Raw genomic sequence first — 26,107 nt, forward strand, 5'->3', positions numbered from 1 at the left:
CTGCCAGATAGAACAAAACAAATCTTTTCTATGAGTTTTTTATTATTCCCCCAAAATGGTTGCTCCCTAAAAAGGTTAAGGTGAAGTGTATTCTGGGTGCAAAATGTGTTTATTTTTAATTTCTTAAGAATATTTTTTCCTTGCAATTTTTCCTTAACTTCCTAAAAATTAAGCAAATGCCGGGATAGCTCAGTGGTAGAGCAGCTGATTCGTAATCAGCAGGCCGTGGGTTCAAATCCCATTCCCGGCTCCAGTAAAAATAAGGCTTACCTAATTATATAATTTTTAAATCCTACCCCCATACGCCACTAAATTATCAGGCAAATCCCTATGGTTCAAAGTGAAGCCTGAGGAACTCAATCCTTATCAATTTCTCTTTTCCATCTAAAAGCTCGTTTAAAAGTTTAAATAGAACAAACTTATCTTGACTTTAGTTAAAAAAAAGTCCAAAAGATTTTTATGAACAAAGAACAAGAAGATTTGGAAGTTCAGACCCAAAAATTTCAAGATTTGTTGCAAAAGATTTCTACCTGCTGTCAAAAACGCCAGGATTATGAGGCCGGACGTTTTGAGCTACCTTATGCAGAGGCCCAGTGTTTGCTGGCCATTGCCAGTTTAGAACCTGTTCCTTTAAAAAAACTTACCAAGACTTTAGATATTAGCAAAGGTAGAGTTACTCGTCTGGTGCAGGGCTTAATCAATAAAGACCTGGTCTCCTATACCTCTGACCCCAAGGATGCCAGGTTAAAGAAATGTTTTGTAACCAAGAGGGGAAAAGAACAAATCGAGAAAATCTTACACTTTCGACACGAACTCCACAAAAAAATTCTCTTACAAATCTCACCCCAGGCACGCCAACAGCTTCTTGTCTCTCTGCAGAATCTCCAGGAAATAATGGATAAGGTAAGAAAAGAATTAAGAGAAGGCCAGGCTTAACTCTGACCTTCTCCTCTACCTCAAAACCATCCTATTGTTTTTGACCAGGCAAAAAGTTTTTAAACTGACCTTCTAATTCTTCAGGTTTAAAATCCTTCTTAAAATCTTTTACCTGTTGCTCTACCTTTTCCTGATTTAAATTGCCCTTCTTTAACGCTTCTAAATTTTCTTTTACCTGTTCCCCCACTTTATTTAATTTCTCTGTTAATTGCTTTACTGCAGGGCCTATACCAGGAATAACCTTATTAATTATTTCTTCACTAATTCTAGCCATTACATCTTTAGCGCTTTTACCTTTACCACCCAGGTTAGTTAAACGAATCTCATCTATGAGCACCTGACTCTTTTGTTGTCCAAAATCAGCCAACACCACATCCACATTAGCCTTTTTAATCACCAGTTCCTTAATTAAAATACTCTTTTCAGACTTTGATTCTACACTTTTTTCTTTGCTTTCTTCTTTTACTTCTTCCTTTACTTCCTTTTTCTTTCCTTTCTCCATATTGTTAATAAAAGTTTTTAAGTTGTCCTGCTTCCCTTTTAGTTCATAAGTAAAACTGGGGCTATCAATATAAATCTTTTCTATAACTATCAAATCCTTAAGTAGAGAAAGTGGCTCTAAGTCCAACTCAAATTCTTTTACCTTAAAAAGATAGGGACTGCTAAAGCCTTTAGGGTTGCCAATGACAAAATTATAAAGTTTTCCCTGGCCTGAAAACAAAGATATTTTGGCTTTATCCAGGTCAACACTGGTTTTGGTTACTTCAGGACCTACCTGTTTTATACCCTGCTCTACTATAGTGTTTAAGTTAAAATAGGCCAGCAATAAAATAATAATAAACAAGAAAACTACAGAACCCAACAAAATAAGTATCTTTTTCATACCCCTTCCTCCTTTTTTGTTCTGTAGACTTAAAATAAAAACCAAAAAAAAGCCAGACTTTTTTAAAAAGCCTGGCTACTTTAATAAATCTATTTTTTTAAACTATTGTTGAGTGGAGGAACGGAATTCTTCCTTTAGGAGTTTTTGAGTAAGAGAAAGACAGTTGTTAGTTCCACAAAATAGACTTTCTTTGTCAGCTCCCACTAAAGCCAGGGGTAAAACTTCATCCATATGTTTTACAGGAGTAATCTCCAACCCCTTTAAAACCTCTTGAGGAACTTCTTCCAAATCCTTCTGATTATCCCAGGGAATAAGCACTTCTTTTATTTCTGACCTCTTGGCTGCCAGTAACTTTTCCCTTAATCCTCCAATGGGTAAAACCCTACCTCTTAAAGTAATCTCTCCGGTCATGGCCAGATCATTTCGCACAGGCAGATTCAAGAGTGCAGAAATCAAACTGGTAGTCAAAGTAATACCAGCAGAAGGACCATCTTTAGGGGTTGCAGCTTCTGGGACATGGATATGGACATCTATTTCCTTGTAAAAATCAGGCTTCAAACCAAAGACTTCCGAACGAGAACGCACATAACTTAAAGCTGCTCTGGCACTTTCCTGCATCACTTCACCCAGCTTACCTGTAATCTCTAATTTTCCACTTCCAGGCATAATGGTAGCTTCTACCAATAAGATTTCTCCACCCAATTCAGTCCAGGCCAGTCCCACCGTAACTCCTACCAGAGGTTGTTCTTCCCTATCGCTTCTTTTTACCTTGGGAACTCCCAGGTAGCTACCAAGATTATTTTTAGAGATAGTAATTTCCCTGGTCTCTTTTTCACTGACCAGCTTTTTGGCTACCTTGCGGCAAATAGAAGCAATCTCCCTCTCCAGATTTCTAACTCCAGCCTCTCTGGTATAATGACGGATAATCTCTTCTATAGCTCCGTCAGAGATGCGCAACCTGGACTCTTCCAGGCCAGTAGCCTTTAATTGCTTGGGCAAAAGAAAATAACGGGCAATCTTCTTTTTCTCTGTTTCCAGGTACCCGGGTAGTTTAATAATTTCCATTCTATCCTGCAAAGGCAAGGGAATGGTATGTAAACTATTGGCAGTAGTGATAAAAAAGATATTAGACAAATCATAATCCAGGTCTAAGTAGTGGTCATTAAAGGCATAATTTTGCTCAGGGTCCAAAACTTCCAACAGGGCTGCAGCAGGGTCGCCTCTAAAGTCAGCACTCATCTTATCCACTTCATCCAAACAAAAAACTGGATTATTGTATTGAACCTTTTTTAAGCTCTGAATAATTTTTCCAGGCAAAGCTCCCACATAAGTACGCCTATGCCCTCTTATTTCAGCTTCATCCCGAACTCCACCTAAGGAAAGGCGTACAAATTCTCTTTGCATAGCTCTGGCTACAGACTTGGCCAAGGAAGTCTTACCTACCCCAGGAGGACCTACCAGACACAATATGGGACCCTTTACTTTACCTGCCAACTTTTGCACTGCCAGGTATTCTAAAATCCTTTCTTTGGGTTTTTCCAGGCCATAATGGTCCTCATCCAGAATCCTGGCTGCGTCTTCCAGGTCAATATCTGTATCTTTAAGCTCATTCCAGGGCAAAGCCAAAATCCAGTCAATATAGTTATAACTTACGGTATATTCTGCAGAATTGGTGGGAGTAATTTTTAATTTCTTTAGCTCTTCCAGAGCCCTTTTCTTGGCTTCTTCAGGCATATTTTTGGCTTCAATTTTTTCTTCCAGCTTATCCAATTCTGCCTTGGGGTCTACATCCCTGCCCATTTCCTTATGAATGGCCTTAAGTTGTTCAGAGAGATAGTATTCCCTCTGATTCTTTTCCATCTGCTTTTTGACTCTATTTTTGATTCTCTGCTCTAAAGAATAAATCTCTATCTCACCCTGAAGATAGCCATAGACCTTTTCCAGCCTCTGCAGGGGATTGGCCAATTCCAGGACTTCTTGTTTTTCAGGAAACTTCACATTCAGGTGAGGTAAAATTCCATCAGCTAAAAAGGCAGGGTCCTTTAAAGACGATAAACTGAGCAAGGACTCTTTGGCCATCTTGGGATTTAATTGAGCAAACTCTTCTAAAGATTCCTGCACCAAACGAATCAGAGCTTCTGCTTCACTTTTGTCATAATCACTATCTGGATAGCTGGTCACTCTTGCTCGAAAATAATCTCCCTGAAGCAAAGTAGCCTTATCTAAGCGTGCCCTATAAATACCTTCAAAGAGCACCTTGTTGGTACCATCAGGCAACTTAAAGACCTGTAAAATGCGGCTAACACAACCCACTTCATACAAATCATCTTTGTCAGGGTCTTCTATTTCAGGGTCTTTTTGCGTGACCAAAAAAATCCTTTTATCAAAATCAGCCAAAGCTGCATCTATAGCTTTCATGGACTTTTCTCTGCCCACAAAAAGAGGAACTATGGCCTTGGGGAACATTACCACTTCCCGCAAGGTCATTACAGGTAAAATCTCCTCTTCTGGAGCAAAGTAAAGCAATTTTTTTTCTTCCATACAAAATCACCTCGTAACTAAAAGTAGCTTTTAAGCACTTTTAGTTTCTTCGTCATAAATTATAATCGGCTCTAAACCGTTCTCTACCACGGCCTTATTGACCACACACTCTTTAACATCTTTAAGAGAAGGTAGTTTGTACATTACATCCAGCATCAAACGCTCCAAAACACTTCTTAGCCCTCTGGCCCCGGTTTTATTGGCATAGGCCTTCTGGGCTATAGCCTTTAAGGCATTGGTGGTAAAACGCAATTTTACTCCATCTAATTCAAAAAGTTTTTGATATTGCTTTACCAGGGCATTCTTGGGCTCTACCAGGATACGCACCAGATCTTCTTCTGTAAGCTCCTGTAAGGCTGTAATCACTGGAATCCTGCCTACAAACTCAGGAATAAGCCCAAAACGAATTAAGTCCTCAGGAGAAACCTGGGTTAGGAGTTCATCAGTAGTGTAGTCCCTTCTCGAAATCCTGGCTCCAAATCCCAGGGCCGTACCAGCAATTCTTTGCTGCACAATCTTTTCCAGGCCAATAAAAGCACCTCCCATAATAAACAAAATATTGGAGGTATCTATGCGAATAAACTCCTGTTGAGGGTGTTTGCGCCCACCTTTAGGTGGAATATTGGCCACAGTACCTTCAATAATTTTGAGCAAAGCCTGTTGTACTCCTTCTCCAGAAACATCTCTGGTAATAGAGGGGTTGTCACCTTTCCGACCAATCTTATCTATTTCATCGATGTATACTATTCCCTTAGAAGCAGCAGCAACATCATAATCAGCATTTTGCACCAGCTGGACCAGAATATTTTCCACATCCTCGCCCACATATCCTGCTTCTGTTAAAGTGGTCGCATCAGCAATGGCAAAGGGCACCTTTAAAATTCTGGCCAGAGTTTTGGCCAAAAGGGTTTTTCCAGAACCAGTGGGACCGATAAGCAAAATATTGGACTTATCTAGCTCTACTTCCTCTCCTTCCAGTTTCTGATCTGCATACCGAATTCGCTTATAGTGATTATAAACAGCTACAGAGAGAATTTTCTTGGCTTGCTCCTGGCCAATAACATAACCATCCAGGGCTTTTTTAATCTCTTCTGGAGATAAGAGCTCATGCTCATCAAAAGCAACCTTACTTTCCTCCTGCGAGATAATCTCTCCACACAGGGCAACACACTCATTACAAATATATACATCAGGGCCAGCAATAAGCCTTTCTACTTCCTCCTGATTCTTCCCACAAAATGAACACTTAATCCCTTTTAAATAATCCTTTGTCTTGCTCATAAAAACCTCTATTTAATGTCTTCTCTGGAAACCAGGACCTTATCAATAAGGCCATATTCCACTGCTTCTTCTGCTCCCATATAAAAATCTCTATCGGTATCTTTTTCCACTTTCTTGATATCAGCTCCAGTATGTTTGGCCAAAATTTCATTTAAAATACTCTTCAAACGAATAATTTCTCTGGCTTGAATGTCAATGTCCGTAGCCTGTCCCTGAAATCCACCCATGGGCTGATGAATAAGAATCCTGCTGTGGGGAAGGGCATAACGCATTCCCTTTTCTCCTGCAGCCAACAAAATAGCGGCCATACTGGCAGCCTGACCAATGCAAACCGTAGCCACAGGAGCAGAAATATACTGCATGGTATCATAAATGGCCAGACCAGCAGTCACTGAACCGCCAGGAGAATTAATATAAAAACTAATCTCTTTTTCTGGATTTTCTGATTCCAAAAACAAAAGCTGGGCACAGATGAGATTGGCCACTCTATCGTCAATAGGAGTACCCAGTAAAATAATTCTGTCCTTTAAAAGTCGAGAAAAAATATCATAGGCTCGTTCACCCCTGCCTGTAGTTTCAATAACCATGGGAATGGTATAAGACATAGAAAACTCCTTTTATTTTTAAATTTCTAGGTAAAAAGATAATCTTTTTTTACAGGTTTGACTAGACCCTGTTTTCACGCAGAAAGGGAAGGACAAAAAGCAAAAAGGGGGCTTAAAGCCCCCTTTTCCCACGCTTATTTTTCTTCTTCTTGTTTATCCTGAGGGCTGTCTTCTTCTTTTGCCTTGGGAGGTACCAAGGTCACTTCTGCCTCTGAATAGATAAGCTCCATGGCCTTGTCAGCTAAAATCTTATCCTTAAGCGCAATCATCAGGTTATTTTTCTCATAAAACTCCCACACTGCATCAAAGGTCTGGCCAGAATAGGTGGCTATTTTTTGAATTTCTGCTTCCATTTCGCTTTGATCTACTGTGAGGTTCTCCTGCTGGGCAATAGCCAACAACAAAATCTCAGACTTGGCAATATCCTCAGCTTCAGCCCTATATTCCTCTTTTAAATCCTCCAGGGTCTTGCCTGTGGATTCCAGGCTTTTACCCTGTCTTTCCAGCCTATCTATGTATTTTCTAATTTTTTGTTCTAAATGAAACTCCACCAAAGAAGGAGGCAATTCAAATTCCACCTTTTCCTTAAGGTCATCCAAAAGTTTTTTCTGAGCCACACTCTTATTTAGTTCCTTGCGGGTGGCAGTATAGGACTTTCTAATGGAGTCCTTTAATTCTTCTAAGTTTTTGAAGTTTCCAGCCTTTCGGGCAAAACCATCATCTAAAGCAGGCAATTTCTTTTCCTTAACAGCGTGTAAGGTTACCTGCATTTTAATAGTCTTACCGGCCAAATCTTTGTTAATAAAATCTTCAGGCAAGGCAACTTCACCTTCGCCGGTTTGTCCGGACTTAAGGCCATAGATAATCTTTTCAAAGTCTTCTAAAGCCTGACCTTCTCCTAACACCAATTGAAAATTGGTAGCTGCAATCCCTTCTAAAGGCTTATCCCCATCAAAGGCCTTAAAATCAACCACCACTGCCTCTCCAGGCTTGGGCTCTCTATCTTCATCAATAACCACAAATTCAGCCATTCTCTCCTGCAGTCTCTTGATTACAGCTTCAACCTCTTCTTCCTCTACAACCACTTCCTCTTCTTCTACCTTAAGCCCCTTATATTCTGGCAGTTCAAACTGAGGAGCAACTTCAAAGCTAAAAGAATAGCTAAAGTCTTCTCCCTTTTTAAACTCTCCAGCATCCACATCAATGCGAGAAAGAGGAGCAATTTTTAACTCATTTAAAATTTCATTTATATGTAAATTAATAAGGTCTGTCTGAGCTTCATTATAAATCTGCTTTTTAAATCTGCTCTCTATAACCGAAGCAGGCACTTTACCTTTTCTAAATCCTTTTAAATCCACATCTCTGCGATAAAGGGCAATAGTTGCCCCCAAGGCTGCATTTACTTCTTCCGCAGGTACCTGAACCTTTACCTTTCTCTTAACAGCAGAGACTTCTTCCACTTGATATTCCATAACTTAAAAAACCTCCTTAAAATGACTGGTGCGAGAGGGGGGACTCGAACCCCCACGGACAAGCCGCTGGATCCTAAGTCCAGTGCGTCTACCAATTCCGCCACTCTCGCAAAAGAGAAAATTTCATTTAATCTGCACCCAAGCTGGTTGTCAACTAAAGATTGGGCTTTTTCTTGATTTTTAGTTGTTCTGGCTTGAGTTAAATAAGAGACTTTAACAGAAATTAACTAGTTGGGGACAAAAAAGAAATTTATTTGACTTCAAAGGAGAATTAAAAACTTAAATAGCCAGGGAAGTTGCCTGCTTCCTCTTGCTATTTATTTTCCAAAAGGAAAATAAAAGCTCAGAGGGCTTAAACCTCTCTGAGCTTTTTCAATTTTCACTTCACTTATTTGTAGTAAGCTCTTTTTGCAACTCTTTTCTAAACTCTATCTGCTTTTTCAACAGTTCAGCTCTAAGTTCAGCAATTTTCTTATTCAGCTTTTCAATTTTCTTAACATCAGGATTGTTCTTAAACAATTCTGCATTAAGCTCTGTTTGAACACTCCAGAGTTCCTGGTTTAAGGGATAAACCTGGTTATGAAACTTCTGTCTCAACTCAAAGAACTTTTGTTGTTGTTCTGGGCTATAATTAAATCCACCGTACATCATGCCAGGCCCCATACCGTAACCACCAAACATCATACAAGGTCCAGGGCAGTGACCTCTACCATAACCGCCAAACATCATACCCGGCCCCATACCATAATACCCTGGTCCAACTTCATCTCCATCTTGCTCATAGCCGTACATCATACCAGGCCCCATGCCATAGCCATAATATCCTGGCCCCCTAAAGGCAAAAGCAGAAGCTACTAAAGCCAAAGTTAAAACCAGTGCTCCTAAACTAAACCACCTTTTCATAAAAAGCCTCCTTTTTTAAATTTCAGATGTCGTTCTCAGTTATACAGTTAACATGCCAAAGATAAAAAACTATTCATTTTAGATGGTTACACGAAGTATGCTTTTATTTCCAGAATTAAAAAGTGCAAATTATCGCACTTATTTTCTCTCTAAAGGTGCAAAAAGTGCAACCACTTTTAAGACAACAAATCTTTCTTTTTTTCTTCAAATTCCTGCTTATCTATTTCACCTCGAGCGTATCTTTCTTTTAAAATTTCCAGAGGAGTTTTTTCTTTACCAGGATACTCCCCTGGCCTCCCAGCACTCTGCCTAATTAAGACCCATATAAGCCCAATCACCAGGATGAGAAAAATTAGCATACCCCAGCCCATGCCAAACCCCATCCCATAGGGATGATAACCATAACCAAATCCAGCCATTTGAAGCCTCCTTTTTATTTTCTCATATAAAATTCCTTCAAAAAAAATCAATAAAAATAAAAACAAGTTATAAAAAAGAGAAAGGAAAAGGGAGTTGTCCTTTATTTAATTTTCTGCCATGGAAAAAGGGAAAAAGATAGCTTTTCTTAACTTAAAAACAATTCAATCTAGGAGAGTATTATGGGCTTTTTTAGAGGAAGAAGACTTAGAAGAACTACTGCTCTCAGGGAAATAATAGCTGAAACCAGACTACACCCTGAAGACCTGGTTCAGCCTTATTTTGTGGTGGAAACTGAAGACAGTTCCTTTTGCCAGGAAATAAGTTCCATGCCTGGACAATATCAACTATCTTTACCAAAACTCAAGGAAAAAGTGGGACAAGCAGTAGAAGCAGGACTTAAGAGTCTTATTCTCTTTGGGATTCCTGCTCACAAGGATGAAGTTGCCAGCGAGGCCTATAATCCAGATGGAATCATCCAAAAAAGCGTCAAGACCCTAAAAGAAGCCTATCCAGAACTAATAATCATCACAGATGTTTGTCTCTGTGAGTATACTTCACATGGGCATTGCGGGATTATTAAAGACAAATATGTGCAAAACGACTCCACTTTAGAGCTTCTGGCCAAAACAGCCCTTTCCCATGCTCAAGCTGGAGCAGACATTGTGGCCCCTTCGGATATGATGGACGGCAGGGTAAAGGCCATTAGAAAGGCCCTTGATAAAAAGGGATTTGTAGAAACGCCTATTATGTCCTATGCGGTCAAATACGCCTCTTCCTTTTATGGTCCTTTTCGAGAAGCAGCTGAAAGCGCTCCCCAGTTTGGAGACAGAAAATCCTATCAAATGGACCCCAGGAATTCTTTAGAGGCCTTGCGGGAAGCTAAGGCAGATATCAAAGAAGGAGCAGATATCCTTATGGTAAAGCCTGCTTTACCATACCTGGATATCCTTCGCCTCTTAAAAGACAACTTTGCCTATCCCCTGGCAGCCTACCAGGTAAGTGGAGAATATGCTCAAATCAAAGCAGCTGTTCAAAAGGGCTGGTTAGACGAGAAAAGCGTAGTACTGGAAAGCCTAATCGCTATAAAACGGGCAGGAGCAGAACTTATTTTATCCTATTTTACAGAACAAGTTTTAAAATGGATTTAAAACCAGAGTTTAATCCCAAAGTATTTATACCCTTTTTTCTTTTAGTCTGGATAGTTGGCTTTGGCTCTTATTCCTATGTGGAGATTACCTCTATCCCTAAACAAAATATACAAAGAGCCAAAGAAATTGGCGAAACCACGGCCAAATTAATTCTGCTTATGCGCAAGTGGAATGCCCAAAAGGGAGGAGTATATGTTGAAGCAAGCCCAAATACTCCTCCTAACCCTTACCTTAAAATCCCTGATAGGGACATTCAGACCCAAAACAAATTCTTAACTAAAGTAAATCCTTCCTACATGGTCAAACAACTATCTGAGTTAAGTTATAAACAAGAAAAAGTTAAATTCAAAATGCTAGGGACTCATCCTCTAAATCCAGATAATTTACCCAAGGGCAAAGAAAAAGCCTGGGTAAATTCTTTATTAAAAACAAAGAATCCCCTCTTTTTTCTAGAAAAAAAAGAAAAGCAGGACTTTTTTTACTATCTTTACCCCTTAAAAGCTGAAAAAGAGTGTTTAACCTGTCATAATAAGCTGGACAGTGAGCATCAGCACCAGGTGGGAGAAACCCTGGGAGCTCTGCTTATTAACTTTCCCTTCCAGCGTCTCTCCATTTATCCCACCCTAGGAATGCACATTCTTATCCTGCTTTCTGGTTGTTTTTTTATCTGTTTTTTAGGGCAAGAGTTAAAGGATTCTTATACTAAAATAGAAAACCAGGCCTATACAGATGCTCTGACTGGGATATGGAATAGGAGATATTTTAATCAGCGCATTTTAGAAGAAATAAACCGAAGTAAAAGGCATCATTATCCTCTTAGCTTAATTCTAATAGACATTGACTTTTTTAAAAAATACAATGATACCTATGGTCACCTGCAGGGAGATGTAATACTTAAGACTGTAGCCAGCCATATTTTAAAAGAACTAAAAAGAAAAGAAGACCTGCTCTGTCGCTTTGGAGGAGAAGAATTTATTGTTTTACTACCCCATGTAAGCTTAGAGGGAGCTCAATATCTGGCTGAAAAAATTCGGCAAAGAATAGAAAGTCTAACCATTGAACATGAAAAATCACCCTGGGAAAGAATAACTATTAGCCTGGGAGTAACCACCTATAAAGGCACTTCTCCAGAAAAGTTCATCGAGCAGGCAGACCAGGCCCTCTACCAGGCCAAAAATAAAGGCAGAAATAGAGTAGAATATCTTTAAGCCCACTTTTTTCTTGACTAAATTCTGCTCATACCAAACAATTGCTGGCAATATAATTTCAGGGAGGAAAAATGGGATTATCCAAACAATATTTAATTGATGACCTGTCGCATAAAGATGCCTGGCGTTTATTCAGAATAATGGCTGAATTTGTAGATGGTTTTGAAAACCTGAATGACTTAGGCCCTGCTGTCTCCATCTTTGGCTCAGCCAGAGTAAGTCCAGAAGAAAAAGAATACCAGCTTACCTATCAGATAGCCAAACAATTGGCTGAAGCTGGATATGGAGTCATCACTGGAGGTGGGCCTGGTCTAATGGAAGCCGGAAATAAAGGGGCTTTAGAAGGCGGGGGAAAGTCTGTAGGTTTGCACATCCATTTACCCTTTGAACAAAAGCCCAATGAATACACCACCCTGCGTTGTGATTTTCGCTACTTTTTTGTCCGCAAGGTAATGTTTATCAAGTATGCCATGGCTTATGTAGTCATGCCTGGTGGCTTTGGCACCCTGGATGAACTGAGCGAAGCCCTGGTCCTTACTCAAACCAGAAGAATAAAACCCTTTCCCATCATTTTGGTGGGCAAAGATTTTTGGTCTCCCTTACTGGACTGGTTTAAAAACAAGCTCTTGCCCAAAAAATTTATTAAGGAGCAGGATTTTGATATCTTTTTTGTGGTAGATGAGGCAGAAGAAGTCTTAAACATCATCAAAAGACTGGTAATTATCTAGCCATGCACAACCCCTTTAAGAAACTTCCCAAGGAAAAGTTTCCTGAAAAAAGGGAAAAACCTAAAATAAAGCCTGCGCCCAAAAAGGAGGAGGACTTAGAGCTTTTTTGGCAGGCCATGGCTGATGTAGAGCCTTTAAAACAAAAAGGACCAGAAATAACCTTACCCAAAAAAAGTAAGGTCAAAGTACAAGAGCCCAAAGAATGGGAACAGTTTTTTACAGGTAATTTTGAATTTCTGGTGGAATATACTGATGAATATTTGCAAGGTTCTGTTAAAGGGGTTAATCAAAAGGTTCTAAACAAGTTAAAAAGAGGCGAGTTTAGTATAGAGGCCACTCTGGATTTACATGGCTTTACAGTAGATGATGCCAAGATAACCTTTTTAGAATTTGTGCGAGACAACTATTTACAAAACAAACGCTGTTTATTAATTATTACCGGCAGAGGAATTAACTCTCCTTTGGGCCTGGGGGTGCTCAAAAGAGAAGTACAATCCTGGCTTACCAGAGAGCCACTTAAACGGATAGTTTTAGCCTTCTGTTCAGCTCTACCATGTCATGGGGGAGCAGGAGCGATTTATGTTTTGCTTAGAAAGTACAAAAAAAGTAGAGGTAAAATTATTTGGGATCGTTATCTTTACCCCTCTTAAGTAAATGCCCTTGGAAGTAACTGTAGAAAAGCTTGTTTGGCGGGGTAAAGCCTTAGCTAAAACCAAAGAAGAAAAAATTATCCTTATTTCTCCGCCCTGCTTCCCCCAGGAACAAGTACTCGTTGAAATCTATAAAGAAAAAAAGGATTTTTGTTTAGCCACCTGCCAAAAAGTCCTATTTTCCCCCTGGCGTAGAAAACATCCCTGTCCCCATTCTCCAGTTTGTGGCGGTTGTACTTTTGGGCATGTACGCGCCCAGGATGGACTGATTTTTAAAAAGCAAATCTTAGAAGACGCCTTACAAAGAGGCTTAAAACAAAAAATAGATTTTTTAATCACTCCTTCTCCCAAAAACTGGAGATATCGCTACAGAGGAGAGGTCTTTGTCCACAAAGGAAAGCCCTGCTACTATCAGTTAAATTCCCATAAAACCTTTCCCATTCAGGATTGCCTGCTTTTGGATAAAACCCTGGGCCACAACCTTAAAAATCTGGTCCAAAACAAATCTAAGGGTTCCTATGTAGTGGCCAGTTCACCGCAGGGAAAAACCAGTATAGAAGGAGATGAGGAACTTTTAAGCTTTCCCTTAAAAAACTTGCCCCTAACCTATTTTCTCTCTGCCAATACCTTCTTTCAGGCCAATTTTAGGCTCAACAACCTGCTCATAGAACGGGCGTGTACGCTTTTAAAAGAGGAAGAAAGGATAGCTGACCTTTACGGAGGAATGGGCAACTTTGCCTTGGCTTTGGCCTATCTGGGGAAAAAAGTGCTCCTGGTGGAGGAAAACCCCAAAAGCCTGGAGTTAGCCAAATATACTGCTCAGTTTAACCAGTTAAAACTAACGCTAGCCCGGGCCAATCTAAATAAAGACCTGGAACCAGTAAGCAGGTTTAAACCAGAGGCAGTTATCATTGACCCGCCCCGAAGTGGAGCTCCCAACCTGCACAATATTGCCCATCTCTCTGGATTAAAAAAAATAGTCTGGATTTCTTGCGATATAGTAAATACTTTAAGGGACTTAAAACCTTTCTGGAAACAGGGTTTTAACCTTACTTATCTGGAATTTTTGGACATGTTTCCCCAAACCTATCATTTAGAGGTAATTTTAGTTCTGGAAAAAACTTAAGTCATTTTCCGGGCATATCCCCGTAAACTGACCAAAAAATCACCTAGCTTTTGGGTGGTGTCATTACCAATAATCAAAGTGGTACGCATGTCCACCACTTCTAAATTCAAATCCTTTAAAGTGGTTAAAATAAACTTTTCCCTATCCAGGCTAAGATTTTTTCCTATCGCCACCCAGGTATGGGGAGGACGAAAGCGTAAAAAAATTTCTTTAGCTCTTTTTAGCTGCCAGGTCCTTTTTTTACTCCTGGGATTATAAAGCACCGTAACCAGGTCAGACTGGGCCAGGGCCAAAAGCCTGCCTTCTATCTTTTCCCAGGCAATAAGCAAATCACTTAAACTCACACAGGCAAAGTCCAGCATAAGAGGAGCACCCACTTTAGCTGCCAGATATTGCCCGGCACTTACTCCGGGAATGATTTCCACAGGCAAAAACTTTTCTCTTTTCTGCATTAATTCTAAAACCAGGCCAGCCATTCCATAAATGCCAGGGTCACCTGAGGACACAACTCCCACAATTAAGCCTTCTTCTGCCAATTCCAGGGCCTTTTCCACCCTTAAAATCTCCTGGCCCATGCCTGAAGAAAAGATTTGTTTGTGCTCAAAATGGTCTCTTACCAGCTCCAGATACTTGTGATAACCCACCAGAGCCTGACATTTACTCAAAATTTCTTCAGCATAAAGCGTTCTATATTTTTTATCCCCAGGCCCTATTCCCAGGACAAAAACTGCTCCTGAGCCAGGGCAATGGTGGTATTTTTCCATACCATTCTCCTTAAAATAAGTTTGGGCTGATGACTGGCTAAAAGGCAGGCTGGTTCAGCCACAGCAGGTACACCCACCTTCTTTAAGACAAAGGAAGAACCTGGCAAAACATAGGGAGAGGTCAGTATCCTTTCCTTTTTCAAAAAAAGTAAGGGAATCTTTAGCTCCCGGGAAAGGGCTAATAAGCCTGGCTCGCCTTTTTTTACTTCTAGGGTAGCAATGTGCCTTACTCTAGTAATATCCACCTCTACCTTGGCCAAAGCCCTAAGTAAGGCCTCCTTTAAGTCTTCTAGACTCACCCCTTTTCTACAGCCCAGGCCGACCACAATATCCTTACGAGCTTCTGAAGCAGTGGTGATAACAGGAAGGGCACCTAAAACATTGGCCACTGCATAAGCCAGCAGGTTGGCTCCACCTTCGTGTCCGGAAAGCAAACTAAAAACAAACCTGCCCCCAATATCTGCCACTACCACTGCAGGGTCCACAGTTTTATGAACGAGTAAAGGGGCAATACTTCGCACTGCAATCCCACTAGCCCCTAAAAAAACTATCCTGGAATAAGCTCTCCAAATCTCTGGGATAACTTCTCCTACTTTAGGAAAAGAGATACCTTCTTTAGCGCCTATACTTTCATGAAAATAGATACTTCCCCCCAGTTCTTCCTTTAACCTCTCGGCCAAAGAGTATCCTTCCCTGGAAAAGGTAATATAAGCTATAGCCATTTACTTCCTACCAAAAGGGCTGGGCCCTTAACTTGAGGTAAATTTTCACTGCCCTTTAAGGCTAACACCCTTTCTTCAGGCAAGGTTAAGTTTTCTAGATAAAAAAACTTACCCAGGGAAAATAAAAATTCCTGTTCTTTAAGCCAGCTCAAATCCCTATCCAGAAAAAATACCCAGTGCTCAAAGGATAAAAGGTCCTCTGGCTTCAACAAAGGCCTTCGGCCGTGAAAACTGCTTACAAACAATTTTTCTCTATCCAGCCCCAGTCTGGCTAAAGCCACTTCAACCACACTTATACCTGGAATAATTACACAATTTTTACGGCCAACTTCTTTTAAGACCAGCCGGGCCAAACTAAACTGCAAGGGAGAGCCACTTACCAGTAATCCCACCTTTACTTTGTGTATTTCCTGCTTTAAAAAGCCTATTTCTTTCTGTAAAGATGAGGAAAGTTCTCTTTTTATTCCTTTAAATTCAGGGAAAAAATCCAAAAACATCTTTTTGCCAACAAGCAAATCCTGCTCCAGGGCCTTTTCTCTGGCTACAGGTAATAAATAAGAAGGATTTCCTGGACCACAGCCAATAATACTAAGCTTAGGCATAAGCGATAATTTCACTCTTGTAATTTATAAAGTAAACCCTTAAGCTATTAACCATGAGATTAAAATTATCCAGAATTGACTTTTTTACATCCTTTAACATTTTATGAATAATATCCGGATTATCTAAAGTCAGAAAAAAATCCTCTACAGTGTTAAAACTATCTGGATTAAAGCCATAACTGGCAAGAGCTTTTAAGGCAGAAGAAGAGTATTTGCTGTGGGTGTAAAATTCTTTACTTAAAAATTTCAAGAGTTTTCCTGGATGGCTTAGAATAACCAAGTCTTTTACCTCTTTTTCCTCTAAAAAGGAAAAGGCTGTCTGCCAATCATTACCTACTTCTACGATATGCTCTGCAGAAAATTCAAGTTTTAAAGCTGCTTTTTTCCCCAAATTGCCAGCCACCAAAACCAGAGGATTTATTTTTTGGGCAAGTAAGGAATTTAAATGAAGTTCAATAGTTTTTCTAATAGCTTCTTTAGAAAAGGGCCTTACTCTGCCCGTGGTACCTAAAAGGGAAATTCCTCCTTTAATACCCAGGCGGGGATTAAAGGTTTTTAAAGCTATCCTTTCTCCCAAAGGCGCCATAAAAGTAAGCTCCACTCCTGCAGTAGAAAGGTTGTGCAGGTTTTTTGCAATCAACCTTCTTACACTGGGATTTATGGCCACTTCTCCTATGGGTAAAGGTAAACCTGGCCTGGTTATCACTCCAATCCCTTTGCCTCTTTTAAACACAATTTGCTTGTCTTCTCGAAGCAAAGCCAAACAACCTAAAGTCATTTTATGGGTGACATCAGGGTCATCACCAGCATCCTTTTTGGCCCAGGCCACAGCCTTATGGCTAGAGAGAAGTCTTGCTTTGGTAAGCACCACTCTTACCCATCTTTTATCTGGCAACAAGACCCAGATGCTTTTGAGTCTTTTAGCCTTACCCAAAAGCAAACACACGCTGGCCTTGGCCAGGGCTGCAGCATAGGTGCCTGTACTAAGTCCTGTTCTCACTTTCAGTCCAGGGTTTATGTCCGAGTTTGACAATAATGGTTACCAGATAACCGGGAAGTTTTATATCCGGGCTTGGCTGGTGAACAAGATATTCTTCTTCCTGCTCCACATAAGCAACCAGATAGGTGTCAGCCAACAATCCTTTTTTTTCCAGTAAGTCTAAAATAGACTTTAAGTTTTTTCCAGCCTTGTAAATAACCAGCGTCTCACAGCAGGTTAAGGCCTTTTCCAGCCTTTTTACATCACTTCCAGGCAGTAAAAGAAAGCTGTCTTCCTGCAAACTAAGGGGCAGATTAAACCTGGCTGAAGCTGCCTGAAAGGCTGTAATGCCTGGAACTACATGAATCTTTTTCTTTAAAAGAGGTTGTAATAAGCTCAACAAATAACAACTGGTGCTATAAAAAAGAGGGTCTCCCAGGGTAACCTGGGCTACCACTTTGTCTTGCTCACACAACTTCACAATCTCTGTGGCTATTTTTTGCCAGTGGGCCCAGGTCTGGCTGGAATTTTTCTGCATAGGATAAGAGACCACTCTGATTTGCTGCTCCTGCACATAGGGAGAAATTATCTTTAGGGCCAAGCTTTCTTGTTTTTTTAAAGAGGCAGGGCAAAAAATAACCTCTGCCTCCTGTAAAACCTTTACTGCTCGCAAGGTAAGTAAGTCCGCACTTCCTGGACCTACTCCCAGGGCATAAAAATGTCCTTTTTTTACCTGAAAAGATTTCAATTATCCAATTCCTTATAAGCTTGTTGCAGATGCTTGACCCAGATATCTACTACACTTTCTATTTCTCCCAAGCCTTTTAAATAGGGTACACACTCAAAGCCAAGTTTAGTTAGTGTGCTTGCCCAGGAGTCTTCTTCTTTTCCAGCTAAATCATTGTGGGCATGGTCTCCAGCCACACTCATAAAAGGCATTAAATAAATTCTTTTAATTTTGTTCTTGCGCAAGTCAGGTAAAATATCTTCTAGCTCTATGCTACCTTCTACAGTAGCTAAAAACAACCTCTTATCTTTATTTTGCAACCAGTAATTAAGGCCTGCATAATATACATCTGCAGGATGTTCAGTACCATGCCCCATAAATAAAAAGGCTTCTTCTTTATTTAACTTTGGTAAAACAGGATAAAGTTTTTTTACCACTTCTTTCACATCCTTACTGGAATAAAGAAGGGGTTTACCCAGGCTAATCTTTTTAAACCCCTTGGGTAAATGGGCAAAACTATTTACTACCTGCTTAAGATAGTCAAATTCTTCTCCAGGAATTACATGCAAAGACTGCACTACCACTTCACTAAACCCCTGCTCCAACATTTTGGCCAAAGCCAGGGGAGGAGAATCAATCTGCTTCCCTTCTTTAGCCAGTTTGTTTCTTATTTTTTTAGAAGTATAAGCCCAGTAAACAGGCGTTCTGGGAAAGGCTTTTTTAACCTTCTGGTCAATAAGCTCATAAGCCTTTTCCGCTTGCTGATAAGAAGAACCAAAAGTTACCAACAAAATCCCCTGCTTTGCGGTTTGAGCCAGGGTCTGGCCAGAAAAAAGACTAAAAAAAAGAAAAAAAAGGCTGAAAATAAAGGAGAAAGAATAGGACATAACAAACCCCCTTCAATTTTTTGGGGCTAGCCAAAAAAAGACACGCGTTTGGGTAAAGCCCCCGTTACCCAAACGGTCCAGACTTTTTCTGGCAGGTCTTCCGGCTCACCCCCCTAAACTTCGGCCTTCCCACCTTTTTAGGCAGTGGCACACCAGGAAGTTTAGGTTTTCTTAGGGCTCACGGCGGCGGGACCGCTCCTGATTTGCACAGGATTCCCTATTAAGCCTGAGTTAGGCACCAGAAAAAGTTAAAGAACCTTATTTTAAGCCTATTTCCTCATCTGTGAGATAGCAGGCAGGGTCTGGAGCCCAGATATCGCCATAATAGGCTTCAGCTCTAGCCCTGAAATTACCTGCACAGATGTTTAAATACTTACACTTAGCACATCTACCTTTTACATAAGCCTTTTTGTTTTTTAACTTTTGCAACAGTTCAATCCTGGGATCTTCCCAGATTTCAGAAAAAGGCCTTTCCAGGACATTGCCAAAGGTGTGATTACGCCAGAACTGATCTGCGTGAACGCTTCCATCCCAGGAAATACAACCTATTCCTCTTCCAGAATTATTGCCTTCGTTAAACTGCAAAAGCTCGTACACCTCTGCTGCCCTGGCGGGATTTTCTTTTAACAACCTTAAGTAAACATAAGGGCCATCAGCGTGATTATCTACAGTCAAAACTTCTTTTTTCTTGCCCCTGGCAAAGAGTTCCTGGGTCAAGTCCATAATCAAATCTACCACTTTCCTGGTCTCAGCATGATCCAAATCCTCTTTAATCAACTCTGAGCCTCGACCAGAATAGACTAAATGATAAAAACATACCCGGGGAATTTCCCTTTCCTCTAAAATCTTAAATATCTTGGGAACTTCCTCTACATTTCTCTTATTGATGGTAAAACGCAATCCTACCTTTAAACCTTCTTTTTGACAGTTTTCTACGCCTTCCATGGCCTTTTGAAAGGAGCCAGGTACTTTGCGAAAGCGGTCGTGCACCTCTTCTCCCCCATCCAGGGAAATCCCCACATAAGAAAGCCCTACCTCTTTTAACTCCTTGGCCTTTTCCCTGGTAATAAGAGTGCCATTGGTGGAAATAACTGCACGCATGCCCTTGGATACAGCATAATGGGCAAGCTCTACCAAATCCTTTCGCACCAAGGGCTCTCCACCACTAAATAACAGTACAGGGGCGCCATAACTGGCCAGATCATCAATAATCTCTTTGGCCCTGGTGGTAGAAATTTCATCTACTCCTTCTTCACTTACTGCCTGGGCATAACAATGCACGCAACGCAAGTTACACCTTTTGGTCATATTCCAGACTACTACCGGTTTTTTGTCTTTGGAAAATTGGAGCAAATGGGAAGGTAATTTTTTAGAATGCCTGCCATAACGCAAGGCATCTGAAGGCTCAATATTATCACAATAAAGCTTGGAAATACCTATCATAACAACCTCTTTTTCTATTGAATAATTTTTGTAGGTGGTTTTACAAAACCAAGGCTTTCTTCCAATTGGTGCTTAGAAAGCTCTAAGCTTTTTCTCAATTCTTGTCTGGTTTTTAAAGGCAATTTATCAAATTCATCTTCAGCAATTAACTTTTTAAGCTTTAACATCTCCAGGCGAATTTTTACAATTCTGGATTTAAACTTTTCATCAGGAGGTAAAATTTGCTCTGCCAATCTGGTCAGATACAATATTTCTTCTGTAGTTTTATGAAAATAGGCTGGCTTTAATTCTGCTTTCAACCTTTGCTGAAGTTTAATCTGTCGCCAAAAAGCCCTTAATTTTTTAAACATAATTTAACACTCTCTAAACCAAGAACTTAAACACCAAAAAGAGACTTAGCCCTAAAATAAAAGGAGTCAGGAGTAAAGCCAAAATTACCCGGGTATAAGTGGTCTCATGTACCTTTTTATAAGCTATTATACTCAACACCATGGACCAAAGGGCACCTACAAACTGGCCAATCCCAGGAATAATGCCCAAAATCAAAGGTGAACTGGCATAACTTATGGCTCTAAAAGTACCTTCAAAACCTTTATTCCCGGCCCGAAAAATACTCAAAAAAAGATGATTAAGCCCGGCTGCCAAAAAAAGAGCTCCTGTCAAGAGCAAGGGATAAAAAATAAGTATTAGTAAAGAGCCAAAACCCATGGCTGAAAGGCCCACAAGCCCACCTAGCTGAGCGTTTTCCTGTTGTAAGTGCGGGAATATGCCCAGCATTTCCCACAAAAAAGTAAAAATTGCCTGGACTTCAGCTAGCAAAAGATAATAAACTAAGGGCTTACCAAAGCCATTAAACTCCATTTGACTAAAGAACTTTCCAGGAGAAAACAAAGTTTTCTTTAAGGTCAAAAAAAGCCCAGGAAAAAAACCATAATTTTCCAGATGCTCCCAGGGAATCTCTTCTTTTGGGTCGGTTTTTTGCTCTTTTTCAACCTTTTCTTCAGATAAGACTTGAGGGTCTTCTTCTGGTTTTAGACCTTCTAACTTTTCCCACAAACCTTCTGCCTGGGGCTTTTCCTTTTTCTCTTTTTCCTCCAGAGCAGATTCTGCTAAAACCTCTTGAGTGGGCTCTTCTTCTACAGGTGTAGGTGTTATTTCTGGCTCCCTTTTTACTTCTTCTTCCTGACTAAAACTAGGAATAAAAGACGGGGCAGGCTCTGCTTTTCTAAATTCAAATTTATGGGCACACTTAGGGCAGGTAGCCCGGGTTGCCCTGGGAGGTATTTTTTCCTCAGGCACATCCCGACTAAAACCACAATTAGGGCAACTTATTTTCATTGTTTTTACTCCCTTATTTATATTGTGTTTTTCCTAGTCTATTTTCTTAATCATTTAGCAATTAATTATCAAGTAAACTAAAAAAAGAGAAAAGGGCAATTTTTTTATAAGCTTAAAAACTTGCTAAAACCCATCCTTTGAGGTTAAACCTCTTTTTATAGATTGTTAGAGGAGGAATATATGTTTTTAGAATTACAACCAGAGCTTGAATACAAAGTTAAAGATATGTCCCTGGCTGATTTGGGGTTAAAGGAAATGGCCCTGTCTGAAAATGAAATGCCAGGTCTTATGGCTTTGCAAGAAAAGTATGGGGAAGAAAAGCCCTTAAAGGGCTTAAAAATCATGGGCAGTTTGCACATGACCATTCAAACTGCCATGCTTATCCAGACCCTTCACAAACTAGGCGCAGATATCCGCTGGGCTTCCTGTAATATCTTTTCCACCCAGGACCAGGCTGCAGCTGCAGTGGTTAAAGCTGGCCTGGCCAAGGTCTTTGCCTGGAAAGGGGAAACCATTGAAGAATACTGGTGGTGTACAGAACAAGCCCTGACCTGGCCTGATGGCTCTGGTCCTGACCTTATTGTAGATGACGGAGGGGATGCCACTCTATTTATCCATCTGGGAGTAAAAGCAGAAAAAGATCCTTCCTTTCTGGAACAAACCTTTGAGCACAAGGACATGCAGGTTCTGGTAGAAAGATTAAAACACAGCTTAAAAAAAGACCCAGAAAAATGGACACGCATTGCTAAAAACATCAGGGGAGTTTCTGAAGAAACCACCACAGGAGTTCATCGCTTGTATCAGTTAGAAAAAACTGGAGAGCTGCTTTTCCCAGCTATCAATGTTAATGACTCTGTGACCAAATCCAAGTTTGATAACCTGTATGGTTGCAGGGAATCTTTAATCGATGGAATCAAAAGAGCTACAGATGTAATGATTGCAGGTAAAGTAGCTGTGGTCTGTGGCTATGGAGATGTGGGCAAGGGCTGTGCCCAGGCCCTGAGAGGTATGGGAGCTAGAGTGATTATCACGGAAATTGACCCCATCTGTGCCCTGCAAGCTGCCATGGAGGGTTATGAAGTAAAAACCATGGAAGAAGTGGCTCCCCTGGGAGATATCTTTGTCACTGCTACTGGTTGCTGTGATGTCATTCGAGGCGAACATATGGAAAGGATGAAAAATGAAGCCATAGTCTGTAATATTGGACATTTTGATTCAGAAATAGAAATGAGCTATCTGGAAAACAACCCCAAATGTAAAAGAATCAACATAAAGCCCCAGGTGGACAAGTGGATTTTGGAATCTGGTAAGTCCATTATTGTTCTGGCAGAAGGAAGATTGGTCAATCTAGGTTGTGCTACAGGCCATCCCAGTTTTGTAATGAGCGCCAGTTTTACCAACCAGGTACTGGCTCAAATAGAACTGGCCAAAAACCAATATGAGCCCAAAGTTATGGTCTTACCTAAAAAACTGGATGAAGAAGTAGCCAGATTACATTTGGATAGGCTAGGCGTTAGACTGGAAAAATTAACCCCCAAACAAGCTGAGTACTTAGGCGTACCCATTGAAGGGCCTTATAAGCCAGAGCATTATAGATATTAACCCTAAAAAAAGAGCCACTCTTAAGAGTGGCTCTTTTTTTATTTATTCTTTTTAATAAGCTTAAATCTTACAGGCAGTCTTTAAATCTTCTACTGCATCAGTCTTTTCCCAGGTAAAATCCACATCTTCTCTTCCAAAGTGGCCATAACATGCGGTTTTCTTATAAATGGGACGAAGCAAGTTAAGCCTTTTGATAATGGCAAAAGGTCTGAGGTCAAAGACTTCCATTACTGCCTTTTGCAAGGTTTCATCTGGCACCACTCCTGTGCCTCCAGTGGTGACAAATACAGAAACAGGCTCAGCCACGCCAATGGCGTAGGCAATTTGCACTTCACACTTCTTGGCCAATCCTGCAGCCACAATATTTTTGGCAATATACCTGGCCATATAAGCAGCAGAGCGGTCCACCTTGGAAGGATCTTTACCAGAAAAGGCACCTCCTCCGTGATGGCCCATGCCACCATAGGTATCCTGAATAATTTTTCGACCTGTAAGCCCACAGTCTCCTTGAGGACCACCCACGACAAAACGACCGGTGGTATTGATATAGATTTTAATCTGCTTTCTATCCACCATGTCTTCAGGCAAGGTCTTAAAAATAACTTCCTCTTTAATGGCTTCTACCAGATCTTCATAAGACACATTTTCATTGTGCTGGGCAGCCACCACTACACTATCAATACGGGTGGGGACCCCTTTTATGTACTCAATGCTCACTTCTGTTTTTCCATCTGGGCGTAAAAAGTCTAAAATATTATTTTTACGCACATAGGAAAGCCTTCTAGACAACTTATGAGCCCAATAAATGGGAGCAGGCATAAGCGTGGGAGTCTCTTCTACAGCAAAGCCAAACATCATTCCCTGATCTCCAGCTCCCTGCTCTTCTGGATTTTTCCGATTTACACCCATGGCAATGTCTGGAGATTGCTTGTCAATGGAAGAAATAACTGCACAGGTAGCATAATCAAAGCCCATAGCAGCATCTGTATAGCCAATGTTCTTCACAGTTTCTCTGACAATCTCTGGAAAGTCCGCATAAGCAGTGGTGGAAATTTCACCAGCAATAAAGGCCAAACCAGTGGTAACCAGAGTTTCACAGGCCACTCTAGCATTGGGGTCCTGGCCAATAATTGCATCTAAAATAGCATCAGAAATCTGGTCTGCAACTTTATCTGGATGCCCTTCAGTAACAGATTCTGAGGCAAAATAATATTTTTCTGAAGTTAAAAGCATTGTTTCCTCCTTACTTCTTGTTTTTTTTAGGGGTTTCATCAGGATTTATGATCCCACCTGAAATAAGCAACTTAAAAGAATCTTCTACACTCATCTCCAGAGGAATGACCTCTTCTTCTGGCACCACCAGGTAATAGCCTGAAGTGGGGTTGGGAGTGGTGGGAACATAAATGTTTAACACCTTTTTTTTGGTTTTCTGCTGGATTTCACCAACAGCAACTCCCGTTACATAACCTAAAGAATACACTCCATCCTTGGGAAATTCAACCAAAACCACTCTTTTAAAGTCCTTACTTCCTCCATTTAAAATGGTCTCAATAAGTTGTTTTACAGAAATATAAAACTTATTTACCAAGGGAATTTTGGAAATAATATATTCCCAGAGCGCAACCAGTTTACTTCCCAGATAATTTCTAACCAGAACGCCTGTAAAGAGTAAAATAAAAAATAAAACAAAAATCCCTAAACCAGGCACTGGGAAAGGTAAAAAGTTCTCTGGCCTATAGGCTGGGGGAATAAGGAGTAAAATTCTATCAATCCAGGTAATAGTAAACTTTAAAAAATAAAAAGTCGCTGCCAGAGGGGTAAGAAAAAGTAGTCCGGCAATTAAGTTGGCCTTGATAAAAGACCTAAAGCGCTTAAAAAGAGTAGGCCTTTCTGCTGACACTTATTTTACTCTCTTAATCTTATTCTCTTTACCCACCAGCACAATCTTAGGTTTATGAGAATTTATCTCTGCAGGGGTTAAATGGGTATAAGCGGCAATTATCACCTTATCTCCTGGCTTTCCCTTGTGAGCAGCAGCGCCATTTAAAGCAATCTCACCTTTTTTGCCCAGAATAGCATAGGTGGCAAACCTCTCTCCATTATTTAAATTATAGACCTCAACCTTTTCAAAAGGCAAAATACCACTGGCCTTTAAGAGCTCTGGACAAATGGAAATACTACCCTCATAATCCAGTCTGGCTTCAGTAACAGTAGCCCTGTGAATTTTTGCCAATAAAAACTCTCTAAACATCTAAACTTCCTCGCAACAAAAGATTATCTATCAATCTGGCCTTGCCCACCTGCATGGCTACAGCCATAAGGGCCTTGTCTTCTATTCTCTCAAGGGATGTAAGTTCAAAGGGATGCACAATCTCCAGGTAATCTAACTTTCCCAAAGGGATCTGCTCTTGATAAAAATTTTGCACCCTTTCTTTTATCCTGCTAGTTTCTACTTCTCCCTGCTCTACCAGCTTCTTGGCCAGAAGAAGTCCCTGATAGATATTGGCTGCTTGCTTTCTCTCCTCTTTAGAAAGGTAAACATTTCTAGAACTCATGGCCAGGCCATCTGGCTCTCTTACAATGGGATGGCCTACTACTTTTACTCCCACATTTAAGTCTTCAACCATTTTCTTTATAATTATAAGCTGCTGCCAATCCTTTTGCCCAAAAACTGCAAAATCTGGCTGGCAGATATTAAATAACTTTAAAACTACTGTACATACTCCCTGAAAATGGGTAGGCCTGCTCCTGCCGCACAAAAACTTATCCAGCTTGTCCACTCGTACATAAGTCAAATGATTGAGAAGATACATCTCCTCCTTGCCGGGAGTAAAAAGGATATCTACGTCCTGCTCCTGAGCAAGTTTTTTATCCCTTTCCAAATCCCTGGGATAGGCTTCAAAGTCTTCTCCTGGGCCAAACTGGGTTGGGTTGACAAAAAGCGAAACAAGGACCAAATCAGAATGCTTGCGGGCATAGCGCATAAGGCTTAGGTGCCCTTCGTGGAAATACCCCATGGTAGGCACCAGGGAAATGACCTTTCCTTCCTGCCGGGCCTTTTGTACCCTTGCTTGAATTTGGGAAATTACAGAAATCTGTTCCATAGCTATCTCTAAACTAAAAAGGTTAAAAAAAAAACTAT

General features: G+C 40.6%; 27 protein-coding genes, 2 tRNA genes and 1 riboswitch. Of the genes, 8 read left to right on the plus strand and 21 right to left on the minus strand.

What is annotated here, in order from left to right; genetic code table 11:
* Positions 1–178 precede the first annotated feature (178 nt).
* Together ACTCIM_RS02320 and ACTCIM_RS02325 are read left to right on the plus strand one after the other, a co-directional pair.
* A tRNA-Thr gene (locus ACTCIM_RS02320) sits at positions 179–253 on the plus strand.
* A gap of 206 nt (positions 254–459) precedes the next feature.
* The gene (locus ACTCIM_RS02325; protein ID WP_464278745.1) at positions 460–936 is read left to right on the plus strand and encodes a MarR family winged helix-turn-helix transcriptional regulator; all 477 of its coding nucleotides are present in this window, start codon (positions 460–462) and stop codon (positions 934–936) included.
* A 31-nt stretch (positions 937–967) separates the two neighbouring features.
* Here the strand turns inward: ACTCIM_RS02325 and ACTCIM_RS02330 are convergent, their stop codons facing one another.
* The 8 genes from ACTCIM_RS02330 to ACTCIM_RS02365 all read right to left on the minus strand — a co-directional run bounded on the left by ACTCIM_RS02330 (position 968) and on the right by ACTCIM_RS02365 (position 9,040).
* Entirely contained in the window at positions 968–1,819 is an 852-nt protein-coding gene (locus ACTCIM_RS02330) for an AsmA family protein (protein ID WP_472313646.1), read from the minus strand.
* A 102-nt stretch (positions 1,820–1,921) separates the two neighbouring features.
* Positions 1,922–4,360: an endopeptidase La gene (lon, locus tag ACTCIM_RS02335; protein ID WP_472313649.1), complete on the minus strand. Its 2,439-nt coding sequence runs from the start codon at positions 4,358–4,360 to the stop codon at positions 1,922–1,924.
* 30 nt (positions 4,361–4,390) lie between these two features.
* Positions 4,391–5,641, minus strand: coding sequence for an ATP-dependent Clp protease ATP-binding subunit ClpX (gene clpX, locus ACTCIM_RS02340; RefSeq protein ID WP_472313651.1), 1,251 nt, complete (start codon positions 5,639–5,641; stop codon positions 4,391–4,393).
* Between the two features lie 8 nt (positions 5,642–5,649).
* Entirely contained in the window at positions 5,650–6,246 is a 597-nt protein-coding gene (gene clpP / locus ACTCIM_RS02345; protein WP_472313653.1) for an ATP-dependent Clp endopeptidase proteolytic subunit ClpP, read from the minus strand.
* 134 nt (positions 6,247–6,380) lie between these two features.
* Positions 6,381–7,718: a trigger factor gene (tig, locus tag ACTCIM_RS02350; protein WP_029968468.1), complete on the minus strand. Its 1,338-nt coding sequence runs from the start codon at positions 7,716–7,718 to the stop codon at positions 6,381–6,383.
* Positions 7,719–7,744: 26 nt separating this feature from the next.
* A tRNA-Leu gene (locus ACTCIM_RS02355) sits at positions 7,745–7,828 on the minus strand.
* 274 nt (positions 7,829–8,102) lie between these two features.
* A complete protein-coding gene (locus ACTCIM_RS02360; RefSeq protein ID WP_472313655.1) occupies positions 8,103–8,621 on the minus strand; it encodes a Spy/CpxP family protein refolding chaperone in 519 nt (172 codons plus the stop codon).
* A gap of 176 nt (positions 8,622–8,797) precedes the next feature.
* Positions 8,798–9,040 carry an SHOCT domain-containing protein gene (locus tag ACTCIM_RS02365; RefSeq protein ID WP_029968472.1) on the minus strand — a complete coding sequence of 81 codons (243 nt, stop codon included), beginning with the start codon at positions 9,038–9,040 and terminating at the stop codon, positions 8,798–8,800.
* A 180-nt stretch (positions 9,041–9,220) separates the two neighbouring features.
* Here ACTCIM_RS02365 and hemB point away from each other — a divergent pair, with 180 nt between their 5' ends.
* The 5 genes from hemB (at position 9,221) to ACTCIM_RS02390 (ending at position 13,901) form a co-directional block, all read left to right on the plus strand.
* Positions 9,221–10,189 (plus strand): porphobilinogen synthase, encoded by a 969-nt coding sequence (hemB, locus tag ACTCIM_RS02370; protein WP_464278750.1) that lies wholly within the window; start codon positions 9,221–9,223, stop codon positions 10,187–10,189.
* A complete protein-coding gene (locus ACTCIM_RS02375) occupies positions 10,180–11,397 on the plus strand; it encodes a diguanylate cyclase (protein ID WP_472313657.1) in 1,218 nt (405 codons plus the stop codon). Before hemB ends, ACTCIM_RS02375 begins: the two co-directional genes overlap by 10 nt.
* Positions 11,398–11,468: 71 nt before the next feature.
* On the plus strand, positions 11,469–12,125 hold the full coding sequence (locus ACTCIM_RS02380) for an LOG family protein (protein ID WP_464278753.1): 657 nt from the start codon (positions 11,469–11,471) through the stop codon (positions 12,123–12,125).
* A 2-nt stretch (positions 12,126–12,127) separates the two neighbouring features.
* The gene (locus ACTCIM_RS02385) at positions 12,128–12,775 is read left to right on the plus strand and encodes a Smr/MutS family protein (protein WP_472313659.1); all 648 of its coding nucleotides are present in this window, start codon (positions 12,128–12,130) and stop codon (positions 12,773–12,775) included.
* A 4-nt stretch (positions 12,776–12,779) separates the two neighbouring features.
* On the plus strand, positions 12,780–13,901 hold the full coding sequence (locus ACTCIM_RS02390; protein ID WP_464278755.1) for a class I SAM-dependent RNA methyltransferase: 1,122 nt from the start codon (positions 12,780–12,782) through the stop codon (positions 13,899–13,901).
* Here ACTCIM_RS02390 and cobJ read toward each other — a convergent pair.
* The 9 genes from cobJ to ACTCIM_RS02435 all read right to left on the minus strand — a co-directional run bounded on the left by cobJ (position 13,898) and on the right by ACTCIM_RS02435 (position 21,363).
* Positions 13,898–14,665, minus strand: a complete 768-nt coding sequence (gene cobJ, locus ACTCIM_RS02395; protein WP_472313662.1) for a precorrin-3B C(17)-methyltransferase — start codon at positions 14,663–14,665, stop codon at positions 13,898–13,900. The genes ACTCIM_RS02390 and cobJ overlap by 4 nt on opposite strands.
* Positions 14,611–15,387 carry a cobalt-precorrin 5A hydrolase gene (locus ACTCIM_RS02400; protein WP_472313664.1) on the minus strand — a complete coding sequence of 259 codons (777 nt, stop codon included), beginning with the start codon at positions 15,385–15,387 and terminating at the stop codon, positions 14,611–14,613. Before ACTCIM_RS02400 ends, cobJ begins: the two co-directional genes overlap by 55 nt.
* Complete coding sequence (locus ACTCIM_RS02405) at positions 15,378–15,989, minus strand: cobalt-precorrin-7 (C(5))-methyltransferase (protein ID WP_472313665.1); 612 nt, start codon at positions 15,987–15,989, stop codon at positions 15,378–15,380. The genes ACTCIM_RS02400 and ACTCIM_RS02405 overlap by 10 nt, the downstream gene beginning before the upstream one ends.
* Complete coding sequence (cbiD, locus tag ACTCIM_RS02410; RefSeq protein WP_464278758.1) at positions 15,982–16,989, minus strand: cobalt-precorrin-5B (C(1))-methyltransferase CbiD; 1,008 nt, start codon at positions 16,987–16,989, stop codon at positions 15,982–15,984. Before cbiD ends, ACTCIM_RS02405 begins: the two co-directional genes overlap by 8 nt.
* The gene (gene cobI, locus ACTCIM_RS02415; protein ID WP_472313667.1) at positions 16,973–17,716 is read right to left on the minus strand and encodes a precorrin-2 C(20)-methyltransferase; all 744 of its coding nucleotides are present in this window, start codon (positions 17,714–17,716) and stop codon (positions 16,973–16,975) included. The genes cbiD and cobI overlap by 17 nt, the downstream gene beginning before the upstream one ends.
* Positions 17,713–18,582: a sirohydrochlorin cobaltochelatase gene (locus tag ACTCIM_RS02420; RefSeq protein ID WP_472313669.1), complete on the minus strand. Its 870-nt coding sequence runs from the start codon at positions 18,580–18,582 to the stop codon at positions 17,713–17,715. Before ACTCIM_RS02420 ends, cobI begins: the two co-directional genes overlap by 4 nt.
* A gap of 73 nt (positions 18,583–18,655) precedes the next feature.
* A riboswitch (cobalamin riboswitch) is annotated at positions 18,656–18,840 on the minus strand.
* Complete coding sequence (ahbC, locus tag ACTCIM_RS02425; RefSeq protein ID WP_029970152.1) at positions 18,841–20,025, minus strand: 12,18-didecarboxysiroheme deacetylase; 1,185 nt, start codon at positions 20,023–20,025, stop codon at positions 18,841–18,843.
* A 14-nt stretch (positions 20,026–20,039) separates the two neighbouring features.
* Entirely contained in the window at positions 20,040–20,375 is a 336-nt protein-coding gene (locus ACTCIM_RS02430; RefSeq protein WP_472313671.1) for a hypothetical protein, read from the minus strand.
* A 13-nt stretch (positions 20,376–20,388) separates the two neighbouring features.
* Complete coding sequence (locus ACTCIM_RS02435; protein ID WP_472313672.1) at positions 20,389–21,363, minus strand: YIP1 family protein; 975 nt, start codon at positions 21,361–21,363, stop codon at positions 20,389–20,391.
* Positions 21,364–21,543: 180 nt separating this feature from the next.
* Here ACTCIM_RS02435 and ahcY point away from each other — a divergent pair, with 180 nt between their 5' ends.
* A complete protein-coding gene (gene ahcY / locus ACTCIM_RS02440) occupies positions 21,544–22,965 on the plus strand; it encodes an adenosylhomocysteinase (protein ID WP_464278763.1) in 1,422 nt (473 codons plus the stop codon).
* Between the two features lie 60 nt (positions 22,966–23,025).
* Here ahcY and metK read toward each other — a convergent pair whose 3' ends face one another.
* The 4 genes from metK to panC are packed head-to-tail and all read right to left on the minus strand — an operon-like array spanning position 23,026 to position 26,069.
* Entirely contained in the window at positions 23,026–24,198 is a 1,173-nt protein-coding gene (metK, locus tag ACTCIM_RS02445) for a methionine adenosyltransferase (protein ID WP_464278764.1), read from the minus strand.
* A gap of 10 nt (positions 24,199–24,208) precedes the next feature.
* Positions 24,209–24,865 (minus strand): DUF502 domain-containing protein, encoded by a 657-nt coding sequence (locus tag ACTCIM_RS02450; protein ID WP_464278765.1) that lies wholly within the window; start codon positions 24,863–24,865, stop codon positions 24,209–24,211.
* A complete protein-coding gene (gene panD, locus ACTCIM_RS02455) occupies positions 24,866–25,216 on the minus strand; it encodes an aspartate 1-decarboxylase (RefSeq protein WP_464278766.1) in 351 nt (116 codons plus the stop codon). It abuts the gene before it with no gap.
* Complete coding sequence (gene panC, locus ACTCIM_RS02460) at positions 25,209–26,069, minus strand: pantoate--beta-alanine ligase (RefSeq protein ID WP_029969650.1); 861 nt, start codon at positions 26,067–26,069, stop codon at positions 25,209–25,211. The genes panD and panC overlap by 8 nt, the downstream gene beginning before the upstream one ends.
* Positions 26,070–26,107: the final 38 nt, after the last annotated feature.

The organism is Desulfonauticus sp. (assembly GCF_055126295.1).

Bases quoted from the DNA above. Each gene is read 5' to 3' on its own strand.
- tig (WP_029968468.1), bottom strand. From the start codon at position 7,718: ATGGAATATCAAGTGGAAGAAGTCTCTGCTGTTAAGAGAAAGGTAAAG.
- hemB (WP_464278750.1), top strand. From the start codon at position 9,221: ATGGGCTTTTTTAGAGGAAGAAGACTTAGAAGAACTACTGCTCTCAGG.
- panC (WP_029969650.1), bottom strand. From the start codon at position 26,069: ATGGAACAGATTTCTGTAATTTCCCAAATTCAAGCAAGGGTACAAAAG.
- ACTCIM_RS02375 (WP_472313657.1), top strand. From the start codon at position 10,180: ATGGATTTAAAACCAGAGTTTAATCCCAAAGTATTTATACCCTTTTTT.
- ACTCIM_RS02365 (WP_029968472.1), bottom strand. From the start codon at position 9,040: ATGGCTGGATTTGGTTATGGTTATCATCCCTATGGGATGGGGTTTGGC.
- clpP (WP_472313653.1), bottom strand. From the start codon at position 6,246: ATGTCTTATACCATTCCCATGGTTATTGAAACTACAGGCAGGGGTGAA.
- ACTCIM_RS02380 (WP_464278753.1), top strand. From the start codon at position 11,469: ATGGGATTATCCAAACAATATTTAATTGATGACCTGTCGCATAAAGAT.
- ACTCIM_RS02360 (WP_472313655.1), bottom strand. From the start codon at position 8,621: ATGAAAAGGTGGTTTAGTTTAGGAGCACTGGTTTTAACTTTGGCTTTA.
- ahcY (WP_464278763.1), top strand. From the start codon at position 21,544: ATGTTTTTAGAATTACAACCAGAGCTTGAATACAAAGTTAAAGATATG.
- metK (WP_464278764.1), bottom strand. From the start codon at position 24,198: ATGCTTTTAACTTCAGAAAAATATTATTTTGCCTCAGAATCTGTTACT.
- ACTCIM_RS02330 (WP_472313646.1), bottom strand. From the start codon at position 1,819: ATGAAAAAGATACTTATTTTGTTGGGTTCTGTAGTTTTCTTGTTTATT.
- ahbC (WP_029970152.1), bottom strand. From the start codon at position 20,025: ATGATAGGTATTTCCAAGCTTTATTGTGATAATATTGAGCCTTCAGAT.
- lon (WP_472313649.1), bottom strand. From the start codon at position 4,360: ATGGAAGAAAAAAAATTGCTTTACTTTGCTCCAGAAGAGGAGATTTTA.
- ACTCIM_RS02405 (WP_472313665.1), bottom strand. From the start codon at position 15,989: ATGCCTAAGCTTAGTATTATTGGCTGTGGTCCAGGAAATCCTTCTTAT.
- panD (WP_464278766.1), bottom strand. From the start codon at position 25,216: ATGTTTAGAGAGTTTTTATTGGCAAAAATTCACAGGGCTACTGTTACT.
- ACTCIM_RS02385 (WP_472313659.1), top strand. From the start codon at position 12,128: ATGCACAACCCCTTTAAGAAACTTCCCAAGGAAAAGTTTCCTGAAAAA.
- ACTCIM_RS02390 (WP_464278755.1), top strand. From the start codon at position 12,780: ATGCCCTTGGAAGTAACTGTAGAAAAGCTTGTTTGGCGGGGTAAAGCC.
- ACTCIM_RS02430 (WP_472313671.1), bottom strand. From the start codon at position 20,375: ATGTTTAAAAAATTAAGGGCTTTTTGGCGACAGATTAAACTTCAGCAA.
- cobJ (WP_472313662.1), bottom strand. From the start codon at position 14,665: ATGGAAAAATACCACCATTGCCCTGGCTCAGGAGCAGTTTTTGTCCTG.
- ACTCIM_RS02420 (WP_472313669.1), bottom strand. From the start codon at position 18,582: ATGTCCTATTCTTTCTCCTTTATTTTCAGCCTTTTTTTTCTTTTTTTT.
- ACTCIM_RS02400 (WP_472313664.1), bottom strand. From the start codon at position 15,387: ATGGCTATAGCTTATATTACCTTTTCCAGGGAAGGATACTCTTTGGCC.
- clpX (WP_472313651.1), bottom strand. From the start codon at position 5,641: ATGAGCAAGACAAAGGATTATTTAAAAGGGATTAAGTGTTCATTTTGT.
- ACTCIM_RS02325 (WP_464278745.1), top strand. From the start codon at position 460: ATGAACAAAGAACAAGAAGATTTGGAAGTTCAGACCCAAAAATTTCAA.
- ACTCIM_RS02435 (WP_472313672.1), bottom strand. From the start codon at position 21,363: ATGAAAATAAGTTGCCCTAATTGTGGTTTTAGTCGGGATGTGCCTGAG.